General features: G+C 56.5%; 11 protein-coding genes. 2 read left to right on the forward strand and 9 right to left on the reverse strand.

Annotated features, from left to right (window positions below; all coding sequences use genetic code 11):
- Nucleotides 1-110 precede the first annotated feature (110 nt).
- From murA to I2I05_RS08950, 3 genes are all read right to left on the reverse strand, one after another.
- The gene (gene murA, locus I2I05_RS08940) at nucleotides 111-1415 is read right to left on the reverse strand and encodes a UDP-N-acetylglucosamine 1-carboxyvinyltransferase (RefSeq protein WP_196281887.1); all 1305 of its coding nucleotides are present in this window, start codon (nucleotides 1413-1415) and stop codon (nucleotides 111-113) included.
- Nucleotides 1416-1534: 119 nt separating this feature from the next.
- Nucleotides 1535-2266 carry a DUF4290 domain-containing protein gene (locus I2I05_RS08945; RefSeq protein WP_196281888.1) on the reverse strand — a complete coding sequence of 244 codons (732 nt, stop codon included), beginning with the start codon at nucleotides 2264-2266 and terminating at the stop codon, nucleotides 1535-1537.
- A gap of 193 nt (nucleotides 2267-2459) precedes the next feature.
- A complete protein-coding gene (locus I2I05_RS08950) occupies nucleotides 2460-4706 on the reverse strand; it encodes an ATP-dependent helicase (RefSeq protein ID WP_196281889.1) in 2247 nt (748 codons plus the stop codon).
- A 102-nt stretch (nucleotides 4707-4808) separates the two neighbouring features.
- Between I2I05_RS08950 and I2I05_RS08955 the strand changes: the two genes are divergently transcribed.
- Nucleotides 4809-5387 carry a DUF3109 family protein gene (locus tag I2I05_RS08955; RefSeq protein WP_196281890.1) on the forward strand — a complete coding sequence of 193 codons (579 nt, stop codon included), beginning with the start codon at nucleotides 4809-4811 and terminating at the stop codon, nucleotides 5385-5387.
- A gap of 147 nt (nucleotides 5388-5534) precedes the next feature.
- On the opposite strand, the gene I2I05_RS08960 is transcribed toward I2I05_RS08955, so the two are convergent.
- On the reverse strand, nucleotides 5535-5993 hold the full coding sequence (locus tag I2I05_RS08960) for a peptidylprolyl isomerase (protein ID WP_196281891.1): 459 nt from the start codon (nucleotides 5991-5993) through the stop codon (nucleotides 5535-5537).
- Nucleotides 5994-6182: 189 nt separating this feature from the next.
- Between I2I05_RS08960 and I2I05_RS08965 the strand changes: the two genes are divergently transcribed.
- Nucleotides 6183-6812, forward strand: a complete 630-nt coding sequence (locus I2I05_RS08965) for a fasciclin domain-containing protein (RefSeq protein ID WP_196281892.1) — start codon at nucleotides 6183-6185, stop codon at nucleotides 6810-6812.
- A gap of 71 nt (nucleotides 6813-6883) precedes the next feature.
- On the opposite strand, the gene rsgA is transcribed toward I2I05_RS08965, so the two are convergent.
- From rsgA to I2I05_RS08990, 5 genes are all read right to left on the reverse strand, one after another.
- Entirely contained in the window at nucleotides 6884-7852 is a 969-nt protein-coding gene (rsgA, locus tag I2I05_RS08970; RefSeq protein ID WP_196281893.1) for a ribosome small subunit-dependent GTPase A, read from the reverse strand.
- Nucleotides 7849-9045, reverse strand: a complete 1197-nt coding sequence (locus tag I2I05_RS08975; RefSeq protein WP_317192336.1) for a 3-deoxy-D-manno-octulosonic acid transferase — start codon at nucleotides 9043-9045, stop codon at nucleotides 7849-7851. Before I2I05_RS08975 ends, rsgA begins: the two co-directional genes overlap by 4 nt.
- A gap of 101 nt (nucleotides 9046-9146) precedes the next feature.
- Nucleotides 9147-9728 carry a peroxiredoxin gene (locus tag I2I05_RS08980; protein ID WP_196281895.1) on the reverse strand — a complete coding sequence of 194 codons (582 nt, stop codon included), beginning with the start codon at nucleotides 9726-9728 and terminating at the stop codon, nucleotides 9147-9149.
- A gap of 94 nt (nucleotides 9729-9822) precedes the next feature.
- Nucleotides 9823-10596 carry an enoyl-CoA hydratase-related protein gene (locus I2I05_RS08985; RefSeq protein ID WP_196281896.1) on the reverse strand — a complete coding sequence of 258 codons (774 nt, stop codon included), beginning with the start codon at nucleotides 10594-10596 and terminating at the stop codon, nucleotides 9823-9825.
- A 38-nt stretch (nucleotides 10597-10634) separates the two neighbouring features.
- Entirely contained in the window at nucleotides 10635-11897 is a 1263-nt protein-coding gene (locus I2I05_RS08990) for an aspartate kinase (protein ID WP_196281897.1), read from the reverse strand.
- Nucleotides 11898-11989: the final 92 nt, after the last annotated feature.

Consider the following 11989-nt stretch of genomic DNA (forward strand, 5'->3'; position numbering starts at 1 on the left):
GCTGCGCAGCTACTTTTATCCCAACGCACAAGCAGAAGTAACCCGTACACCCGTAAATAAAAATGCCCGGCTCAGGAGCCGGGCATTTTTAAAATGACGCAATAACCGGCTTAGAGGCGCCGAATATCCGCGCCCAACGCATTCAACCGCTGGTCGATAAACTGGTAGCCGCGGTCAATCTGCTCCACATTGAGAATGGTGCTGGTGCCATCGGCGGAAAGAGCGGCAATGAGCAGGGCTACACCCGCTCGAATATCGGGGGAAGTCATGGTAATGCCGTGCAACTGCTTCGTTTGGTCGAGGCCAATGACGGTAGCGCGGTGCGGGTCGCAGAGGATAATTTGGGCGCCCATGTCGATGAGCTTATCCACGAAGAACAGGCGGCTCTCAAACATTTTCTGGTGAATGAGCACCGTGCCCTTGGCCTGGCAGGCTACTACCAGCACAATGCTGAGCAAGTCGGGCGTGAATCCCGGCCAGGTGTGGTCGCTCACCGTCAGAATGGAACCGTCCAAGTACGTGGCGATTTCATAATGTGGCTGGGCAGGAATGTGGATGTCATCGCCTCGGAATTCAATCTGAATGCCCAGCTTGCGGAAAGTATCCGGAATGAGGCCCAGCTCCGGAATCTGGCAGTCTTTGATGGTGATTTCGGAACCCGTCATGGCTGCGAGGCCGATGAACGAACCAATTTCAATCATGTCTGGTAGCATGCGGTGCTCGGTGCCGCCGAGGCTTTGTACGCCTTCGATGGTGAGCAGATTCGAACCGATGCCTTGGATGTTGGCGCCCATGCGCACAAGCATGCGGCAGAGTTGCTGCAAGTAGGGCTCGCAGGCAGCGTTGTAGATGGTGGTGGTGCCTTCGGCCAGCACAGCGGCCATCAGGATATTGGCGGTGCCGGTTACCGACGCTTCGTCGAGCAGCATGTGGGTGCCTTTTAGCTTGCCCTCCACTTTGATGCGGTAGAAATCCAGGCCTTCCAAGGTGAGTTTGCCGCCAAGCTTTTCTAAGCCTAAAAAGTGGGTATCCATCGGCCGACGACCAATTTTATCACCGCCCGGCTTGGGCAGCTGGCAACGGCCGTAGCGCCCGAGCATGGGCCCCAAAATCATGACCGAACCCCGCAAAGAGCCCGCTTGCGCCACAAATTCCGGCGTATCCATGTAGTCGAGGTTGACGTTCTCGGCCTGAAAAATGTACGTGTCGGTAGCCAGCTTGCCCACTTTCACGCCCAAGTCGCGCAGCAGCTCAATGAGCTTATTGACGTCGCGGATATCCGGGATGTTGCTGATAGTAACCGGCTCGGACGTCAGCAATACTGCGCAGAGTATTTGGAGGGCTTCGTTTTTGGCGCCCTGGGGCGTGATGTCACCGCGTAAGGCTTTGCCGCCGCGTACTTCAAATGCTGCCATTTGTCTTGGTTTAAAAGTCTGTCATCCTGAGCGCAGCGAAGGACCTCATCACCCGTGAACGAAGAGCCGTTCAACGGTGATGAGGTCCTTCGCTGCGCTCAGGATGACAATGAGGAATGTTATTGAGGCGGCTGTTGGGGCTCTTGGCGGCCTTTTTTTCGTTTTTTGCCGCCCTTGTTACCGAAGCTATTATTGCGCCCTTCGCGGTTGTCGCGGCCATCGCGCCGGTCGCGGCCTTCGCGTTGCTGGGGCTGCGGTACGATGAAAGCAGGCGTGCGGCCCGTGCCAGCTGGCATCTCAAATAGGTTTTCGCTATCCACTACGGCCGGGTCGAGCTTCAGCTGACCGCCCGACAGCTCACCCAAATGGCGCAGGATAGTTACATCCTTCGCGTTTTCCTTGTTGTGCTGGCGGTACAAGAACTTCATGGTTCTGCCAATTTGCACGGTCGCCTGCTCGCGCTCGGCCGCATCTTCAATCGTGATGGCCTTCGCAATGAGGGCTTCGACAGCAGCGCCGTACGCGCGCAATTTGGGGCCCTGACGCGGGTAGGGGACGCGGGTTGGCTTCTCGGTGCGCACCGTGAGGCTGCGCAATGCCACGGGTGCTTCCAGGGCTACGTCTTCGCCGGCCATGGCGTGGAGGTGGTTCCAGAGGCGGGTCTGCACCTCGGGCAACTCGCGCAATGCGGGTTGCAGGCGCAGCATGAGCTGCACAATTTGACTGGCCCGCTTGGTGCGCTCGGCCACGTCTTCAATCTGGGCCAAGCCCTGGATGAGCTGGTAAGTGCTGTGCCCGTATTCGCGCACCAGCAGTTGCAGGTGGAAGGGCAGGGTGGTGAGGTCAGTCATAGTTTATAAAAAGAGGCCGCTCGGGGCGGGACTCAGGCCAAAGATAGGGCCTAGTGTTGAGGCAGCGGGTTTTGGGTTGAACGCCTTAAAGGTGTAGCGCCTTTTGTCCTCCTAAGCGCCGCGAAGGACCTTCTCACCAGTGAACAGTTCTAACTTGAGAAGGTCCTTCGCTACGCTCAGGAGGACAAAATGCTTAATGCAACCGCAGCTTGGCAAAACTCAGCAGCAGCACTTTTTCGCCCACTTCCTCAAACTGAATAGTAGCTTTGGTGGTGCCTTGCTGGGTTTCGAGCTGGCTCACCACGCCGAAGCCGAACTTGGCGTGCTCCACGCGTTGCCCGCTTTGCAGATTGGATGTGTCAGAAGGCGTAAAATCAGCGGGCGGTACATATTTAGTGGCTTGCACCTTGCGCGGGGCCGTCGGAATCAGGTTCGAGCGGCGCTCAAACACGTGCTGAAACGGCGACTCGCCCGAACCCGGCCCGGCCGCAAATTTGAAGTTGACGTACTGCGGGTCAATTTCGTCGAGAAAGCGGCTTTTCTCGCAGCTGCGCAGGTTGCCCCACTGGTAGCGCGAGGTGGCGTAGCTGAGCGTTAGCTTTTTCTCGGCCCGGGTGATGGCCACGTAAAACAGCCGGCGCTCCTCCTCCAAATCGGCCCGCGAAGTAATCATCATCTGGCTCGGGAAGAGGTTTTCCTCCATGCCCACAATGTACACGTTGCGAAATTCCAAGCCCTTGGCTGAGTGGATGGTCATCAGCGTTACGGCTTCGCCTTCCTGCGCCGCGTCTTTCAGGTCCGAATCCGTCACGAGGGCAATGTCCTGCAGGAATGCGCCGAGACTTTTGTCTTCGCGCTCCGGGTCGTCCACGTATTCCTTGATGCCGTTGAGCAGCTCCTGCATGTTTTCATAGCGGGAGAGGCCCTCAATGCTTTTGTCGGCATACAATTCCTCCAGCATGCCGGAGTTCTTGGCAATGAACTTGGCAGCTTCAAAGGCATCTTCCTTGGCCGCCACTACCATGTAGCTCTTTATTTTCTCGGCAAATCCCACCACCGGATTCGACACCCGTGCGGCCAGGAATTGGTCAGCGTTGGCCACCACTTCCCACAGGGTGTGGTTGTGCTCGTCGGCCGTGGTAATGAGTTTGCTGATGGTGGTGTCGCCGATGCCGCGCTTCGGGTAATTGATTACCCGCCGAATGGCTTGCTCGTCATTCTGGTTGACGGTGAGGCGCAGATAAGCCACCAAATCCTTGATTTCCTTGCGCTGATAAAACGACAGGCCACCAACGATTTTATATTTTATATTTAATTTCCGCAGCGACTCCTCCATCGCGCGGCTTTGCGCGTTGGTGCGGTAGAGAATGGCAAAATTGTCGTAGGACAAATGGCCGTTCATCTTGTCCTCGAAGATGGAGGCGGCCACCAATTTGCCCTCCTCGTTGTCGGAAGCGGCTTTCAGGACTTCAATCAGCGTGCCGTCCTCGTTCTCCGAAAAAACGTCCTTGCGCAATTGCGCCTGGTTGTTTTTAATGACCGAATTAGCGGCCCACACGATATTCTTGGTGGAGCGATAATTCTGCTCCAGCTTAAATACCTGCAATTCCGGGTAGTCTTTCTCAAAATTGAGAATGTTGGTAATATCCGCGCCCCGGAAGGCGTAGATGCTTTGCGCATCGTCGCCCACCACGCAGATATTCCGCTCTTTAGCCGCCAGTTTGCGGGTAATTAAATACTGCGAATAGTTGGTGTCCTGGTACTCGTCCACCATCACGAACCGGAACATATTCTGGTACTTATTCAGAATATCGACGTGGTCTTTAAACAGCACGTTGGTGTTGAAAAGCAGGTCGTCGAAGTCCATGGCACCGGCCTTGAAGCAGCGCTGCTGGTACTGCTGGTAGAGCACGCCGATTTTTGGCCGGAGCGCCGCCTCGTCGTCGGCCTTGATGGCAGCGTCGTTCAGGTACTGATTAACTGAAATCAGCTTGTTTTTAGCCGCCGAAATGCGGCCGAGTACCAAACTGGGCTTGTAGAGCTTATCGTCCAGCTCCAGCTCTTTCACAATCTGGCCAATCAGGGTTTTCGAATCCTGGGTGTCGTAGATGGTGAAGCTGCGCGGGTAGCCAATTTTATCGGCCTCTGAGCGCAGAATTTTGGCGAACACCGAGTGAAAGGTGCCCATCCAGAGGTTGCGGGCGGCGGGGCCGACCACCTTCTCCACACGGGCACGCATCTCCTTGGCAGCCTTGTTGGTGAAGGTGAGGGCGAGGATGTTGAACGGGTCAACGCCCTTTTCCAACAGGTTGGCGATGCGGTAGGTGAGCACCCGGGTTTTGCCCGAGCCGGCACCGGCGATAATCATGCACGGGCCTTCGGTTTGCATCACCGCGGCGGCCTGCGAGCCATTCAGGAGGGATAAATAATCTAGTGCCATCTGCGAATTAAGCCGCCTTTTGGGCGGTTGACAAAGATACGGCCCACGGGGTAGGGGGCCCAATGAATTTCTGGCCCCGTTGCCGGGGTTATCTTTGTACTAATGATTATTATTCAAGAAACGGTCATCTCCGACGACATCGCCGACAACTTTTTCGTCTGCAACCTCGAAGCCTGCAAAGGCGCCTGCTGCGTGGAGGGCGACCTCGGCGCGCCGCTCGAAGAACCCGAATTGAAAATTCTGGAGCAGGAATACGCCAACATCAAACCCTTCCTCACCGATGCGGGCCGTGCGGCCATCGAGGCCCAGGGCCTTTACATCAAGGACTGGGAGGGCGACTTCAGTACAACAACGATTGACGACAAGGAGTGCGCCTATGCGCTCTACGACGAGCGCGGCATCCTCAAATGCGGCATCGAGCAGGCCTATCTGGCCGGCGCCACCACGTTCAAAAAACCCATCAGCTGCCACCTGTACCCAATCCGCATCACCAAATACGACGGGTTCGATGCCCTGAACTATGACCGGTGGGGAATCTGCAATCCAGCCTGCTCTTTTGGCAGCACGCTGGGGGTGAAGGTGTACCAGTTTCTGAAAGACCCGCTCATCCGCAAATACGGTGAAGGTTGGTACGGCGAGTTGGTGCGGGAAATTGAGAACCCGACTCCGGGGAAAAAATAGAAAAGCACAGAAAAAGAACGTCATGCTGAGCGTAGCCGAAGCATCTCGCGTGCAGTCACTAATCCTAATGATTGAGTTTACTGCACCACGCGAGATGCTTCGGCTACGCTCAGCATGACGTTTTTGTGTTTTTAGGACGGCAAGTTATTACGCCTCTTTCACTACAATCTTCTCGATTTCGTCGTTGGCCTGAATCTGGTCGATAACCTCAACGCCTTCGACCACTTTGCCGAACACGGTGTGCACGCGGTCGAGGTGGGCGGTGTTCTGGCGGTCGTGCACCACAAAGAACTGCGAGCCCCCGGTGTTTTTGCCGGCGTGGGCCATGCTGAGGGCGCCGCGCTCGTGGTATTGGTTGTTGCCGCTGGTTTCGCAGTCGATTTTGTAGCCGGGGCCACCGGTGCCGGGCACGCCTTTGGCGCCGGCGCGGGTGTTGGGGCAGCCGCCCTGAATCACGAAATTCGGAATCACGCGGTGGAATTTCAGGCCGTCGTAATAGCCTTTTTCGGCCAAATCGATGAAGTTCTTAACGGTTTTAGGTGCGTCCTGCTCGTAGAACTCAACCTTCATTACACCCTTTTTGGTGTGGATTTCTGCAGTTTTCATATATCGCGGATTTAGCGAGTGAAACGGTTCAACCGTAAACACGGTGGTGCTTACCTAACGACGAAGGTAAGAATTCGGTTGGGGTGCCGAAACATCCAAAGGGGTTTCCTACTTCGTAAGCTCGACGGCCTCATTGGCTTAAGTACACCTAACCATTTTTTCACAATACCCATTCACCACACCCTTTTCATGAAAAAGCAATTTGCTCCCCTGTTGGCTGCCCTGGCCACCTCGCTCATGCTAGCTAGCTGCAGCTCCGAGACCACCACCACCGAAACGGCCACCACGACTGCAAACCCTGCTGATTCGGTTGCTGCCATGGCTGGTGACTCGGCCCGCATGGCCAAGCCCGAAGGCGTAATGGTTGACGGTGTGGCCATGACGGCTGACAAAAACATTGTTGAAAATGCGCTCGGTGCCAAAAGCGTAAGCACCTTGGTGTCGGCTGTGAAAGCAGCTGGCCTCGTTGAAACCCTGAGCGGCCCCGGTCCCTTCACCGTCTTCGCACCCACCAACGCCGCCTTCGACAAACTTCCCCAAGGCGCTGTTGCTGGCCTGATGGACCCCGCTAGCAAGGCCAAGCTGGCCGGCGTGCTCACCTACCACGTAATCCCCGGCCGTTTAGTGGCCGCCGACTTGAAAGACGGCCAAGAGCTGACCACCGTAAATGGTGAGAAGCTCCGCATTACCGTAAAAGACGGTGCGGTGATGGTAGGTAATGGCAAAGATGCTCCGGCTACCGTCCAAATCGCCGACGTGATTTCGAGCAATGGCGTGACCCACGTAATCGACGGTGTGATTCTGCCCGCTGCCAAGTAAGACAGCATCTAATGCGTAAAAAAGCCCCGCTGGTTTTACCAGCGGGGCTTTTTCGTTGACCCTAAAAGTGGTTAGTGTCGGTTGTCCTCGCCGGCCAGCATGCTGAGGTAGCTATCGTAGCGGGGCAGGGCAATGCGGCCTTGGTCTACGGCCTCGCGCACCGCACAGCCGGGCTCGTGCGTGTGCTGGCAGTTGTGGTAGCGGCACTGATTGAGCAAGGCGCGCATTTCGGGGAAATAGCCCGCCAGTTCGGCCGGCGGCATGTCCACAAGGCCAAGTTCTTTGATGCCCGGCGTATCAATAATATGGGTGCCAGGGCGCACCTCCAGCATTTCGGCGAAAGTAGTGGTGTGCACCCCTTTATCAGAAAATTCGCTGATTTCGGCTGTCTTCAGGTCCAAATCAGGAACCAGGGCATTGATGAGCGTGCTTTTGCCCACACCGGAGTGGCCTGCCAACAGGCTCACTTTGCCTTCGAGCAGCTGGTCAATTTCGGCCACGCCCTCGCCGGTGGTGGCGGCGCACGTGCGGCTGGGGTAGCCCAGGCTGGCGTACATGCCCGCTATTTCGGCTTGGTACTCGAAGCCGTCGGCGTCGTAGAGGTCAGTTTTGTTGAAGAGCAGGGTGACAGGAATGTGGTAGGCCTCGGCTGTAACCAAAAACCGGTCGATAAACCCAAACGAGGTGGCCGGTGACACGAGCGTGACGACCAGTAGCGCCTGGTCCAGATTGGCGGCTACGATGTGTACGTGGCCGGTTTTGTGCACCGAGCGCCGCACGATGTAGTTGCGGCGTGGCACTATGTGGGAAATAACCGCGGCGCCCTCCGCCTGCACCTCGACGGTGAATTCCACATGGTCGCCCACGGCGAGCGGATTGCTGGCTTTCAGGCCTTTAATCTTGAATTTGCCCCGCAGGCGGCAACGGTAGAGCTGGCCAGTTTCGGTGCCACGCACCACGTACCACGAGCCCGTGGACTTGACGACGGTGCCGTGGAGCAGGGCGTTTGGGGTAGCTAAAGCGGAGGGTTCGGAATTCATGAGGCGGAAAGACCGGGCAAAGCGGCCATAATGGTGCGGGTGGCGCCGGCTTGCCCGTGAACGTAATCTAGCATTTGGTCTTGAATACGTAAACGGCGCTTTTCATCCTCCCACAGCGGGGCAAAATGATGCGATAATTCGTTGGCATCGGAAACGGAAAACGCCAGCCCTCGCTCCAATAAATCAACCGCTTCCTGAAACTTGCGATAATTAGGCCCAAAAAATAACGGTAAGCCGAATGCCGCCGCTTCTAAGGTGTTGTGGAGCCCCTTGCCGAAAGCTCCTCCGATATAGGCGTAGTGGCCATACCGGTAAAGCTGACTCAAGAGCCCAATGTTATCTATTAATAAGATGGAAGCGCTGTGCAAAAGTTCTGGCGTTGCTTTCGAGTACCGGACTACTTTGCCCGGCCAGTTCAACTCAACTGTTTTCAGCGTTGCTTCGTCGATTTCGTGGGTGGCCATGATGATTCGCAAACGACCAGCATAATCGCGCATTAGGGGCGTCAAAGCGGGCAAATCTTCGGGCCAGATGCTGCCGGCCACTAACACGGGCACCCCATCTGCCACAAAAGTCTCGATATTGGGCAACTGCCGCAATGGAGCCGCAGCGGTGGCCACCACAGTATCGAATCGGGTATCGCCAGCCACGCTCACCTGTGTAATTCCGATGGTCCGAAGCAGTTGGGCAGCCGATTCGTTCTGCGTGAAAATGTGGGCGAACTTCCTGAGTATGCTCCGGAAAAACCCGCCCCAGGGCTTGAAGAAAATCTGGTCGGGCCGGAAAATTGCGGATACCACAATTGAGGGAATACCGCGCCGTTGAGCCTCGTTCAGGAAGTGGTACCAGAACTCATACTTCACAAAAACCACGAGCCGCGGCTGGACGGCATCGAAAAAGGCCTGCGCATTGCGCTGGGTGTCGAGTGGCAAGTAGAAAATATAGTCTGCTCCGGGCCAGTTTTTCCGGATTTCGTAGCCTGAGGGCGAATAGAACGTCAGGACCAGTTTGGTGCCGGGATAAGCTTGGCGGTAGGCTTCCAGCAACGGCCGGCCCTGCTCGAACTCACCGAGCGAGGCACAGTGGAACCACACGCGGGGCGCGGGGTCCGAACCAATGGTTTGGCGGATGTGGGCAAGCAGCCCGCGGCGCCCGGCCACCCAAGCCGCCGCTCTGGGCACGAAGGGCGCCACCAGGCGCAGCAGCAAGCCATAGAGGCCTAAGACAATGTTATACAGAAATAGCAAGCCCCAAAATTACGCCATGGCAGCCCAGCGCGCGCCAGCAGAACGGTTTAATTCGTGTCCGCTTGCCAATCTACGGGGCAAGCCTCGCCGTTTTTCTCGTAGAACTGCAGCGCATCTACCATGCGCAGGGCCTCATTTATGCTGCGGCCCAAGGGCCGGTCGTTCACCAACTGGTGCCGCACAATGCCGTCTTTATCAATCAGAAAAAGGCCACGGTAAGCCATCGGCGACCCCGTATAGGTCATCTCGCCCTGCTCGTTGTAGTCGTAGTGGCCACCTAGTACGTCGTAGTTCGCCGAAACCGTTTTGGTAGCATCAGCCACCAGCGGGTACTTCACACCGGCAATGCCGCCTTTGTCGCGGGGCTTCAGCTGCCAAGCCAAGTGCGCGTATTGCGAATCGGTGGAGCAGCCCACTACCGCCACGCCTCGGCGCTCAAATTCCTCAATTCGGTCTTGAAAAGCGAGGATTTCGGTGGGGCAGATGAGGCTGAAATCGGAAGGGTAGAAGTAGAACAAGACGTGCTTTTTGCCCAAATAGCGGTCCAGTGAAAAATCCTCTTCGAAGGTGCCGTCGATGACGGCGGTGGCTTTAAAGGAAGGGGCACGCTTGCCCACGAGAACTGCCATGGTAGGAAATTAAAAAAAAAGTTAGAAGTTGGGTGTTAAACGCAAACCACCAAAAGGGTTCTGCTTTTTAGTGCCTACTGCCGACTTTTTTTACTTAGCGTCCCTTGAATTCCGGCTTGCGTTTTTCCACAAACGCGGCCATGCCTTCCTTCTGGTCTTCCGAAGCGAAGGTGAGGTAGAAGTTCTTGCGTTCGAAATGCAGCCCTTCGTCCAGATGGGTTTCGAACGCCCGGTTTACCGATTCCTTAGCCAGCCGGGCGGCTACCGGCGACATGGCCGCAATGCTAGCGGCCAGCCGGTAGGCTTCCTCTAAGTATTGCCCCACTGGCACCACGCGGTTTACTAAACCCACGCGGTGCGCTTCCTGGGCCGAGATGAACTCGCCGGTAAGCACCATTTCCATGGCCTTGGCTTTGCCCACGGCGCGGGTGAGGCGCTGCGTGCCACCCGCGCCTGGCATGGTGCCGATGCGAATTTCGGGCTGGCCAAACTGCGCCGTTTCCGAAGCCACCAGCATGTCGCAAGTCATGGCCAACTCGCAGCCGCCACCTAAGGCAAACCCCGAAACAGCGCCAATCAGCGGCTTGCGGAACTTGCGAATCTGGTCCCAAGTGCTGAACTGGTCGGTAATGAGCATGTCGATGGCCGTCTTGCCGGCCATTTGCTTGATGTCGGCCCCGGCCGCAAAAGCACGCTCGTTGCCTGTGATGATGACCACGCGCACGGCTTCGTCCTCGTCCAAGGCTTTGAGTGCGTCGCGAATTTCCAGCATCAGCTGCAGATTCAACGCATTCAGCTCCTTTGGGCGGTTCAGTTGGATAAGAGCCACGCCGGGCCGGGCCTGGGGGGTAACGAGGATGAATTCCATGGGAGAGTAGTGAGTGAGGCGCAACGAGCGGTGGGGAGTTATTGGCAGACGAATTGGAAGGTATTGCGCGTGCGCTGCTCCAGCAGCAGGCGTTTGCCTTCGGTAAGTTGCTTGATGCTGGCCGTGTCGTAGTTCTTGATGGTAAAGAGCGTCAAGCCGGTGTTGTAGTGCAGAGTGAACTGCTCGCGCAGGATATCGAGTAACTGATTGACTCGGCGCTCCGAAAAATCGGTACACACCGAAAAGCTGATGGCCGAGTTTTGCATGACGTTGATTTTAAGCTTGGCTTGGGCCAAAGCGCCAAAAATCACCTCCAGGTTTTCCTCCGATATAAAGGCAAAGTCCTTGCTCTCGAAAGAAAGCAGGCATTGGTCCGGCTTACAGATGAAGGCCGGAGCTAACGCCGGGTGCTGGCAGTCGTGAATAAGCGTGCCCGGCGCTTCAGGGTCTACAAAAGACTTCACGCGCAGCGGAATGCCACGGTCAGCCAGCGGTTTCAGGGTTTTGGGGTGAATAACCGAGGCGCCGTAATACGCCATTTCAATGGTTTCGCGGTAGCTGATTTCCGGGTAGCGCACCGTATTGGGGAAGAGCTTGGGGTCGGCGTTGAGCAGGCCGGCTACGTCTTTCCAGATGGTGACGCTTTCTGCTCGCAGGCAATAAGCCAATATTGCGGCCGTATAGTCGGAGCCTTCCCGGCCCAGGGTGGTGGTGCGGCCGTCGGCCGTGCCTCCGAGGAATCCCTGCGTGACCACATTTATTGGCCCCGCCGCTAGTTCTGCAGTCAGCACTTGCTGGGTGTTCTGTTCGCTGCTGGCCCAGTCAACGCGGCCTTCACGCCAGTTTTCATCGGTTTTAATCAGAGTACGGCAGTCAACCCACTGGCCGCCTACTACATCTGCAACGATGCGCGTGGCCAGCAGCTCGCCATAGCAGATAGTTTGGTCGTATTGCCAATCGTAGTCCTCTCGCGGATTAATGGAAGCGAGCTGTTGGGCTAATGCCGCCAACAACTCCTCTACATCCTTGCCGGCCGTAGTTATTTCGCTGTCCAGATTCCTGATTACCTGCCGATGGTAGTCAGTCAGGGCCGCAAGTTCAGCAGCGTATTCTTGGCCGGAGTAGGCGAGATGAAAGATGCTTTCCAGCGCATTGGTTGTTTTGCCCATCGCCGACACCACAATGACCAAGGGACCCGGACCACTGTGCTCTACAATTGAGAAAAGGTTGAGAATAGCCGCCGCATCTTTCACCGAGGCACCGCCAAATTTGAAGACCTGTAAGCCCGTTAACTCCTTCATAGGACCCAAAAGTAGGCAGCTAAGCCGAAAGGCGCCTTTTCGGTCCATTCGCTGCGGCTTTGGGGCAGTGGGCTGCGGTTTCCGGATTACTA

The sequence above is a fragment of the Hymenobacter jeongseonensis genome, assembly GCF_015694725.1.
GTDB lineage: Bacteria > Bacteroidota > Bacteroidia > Cytophagales > Hymenobacteraceae > Hymenobacter > Hymenobacter jeongseonensis.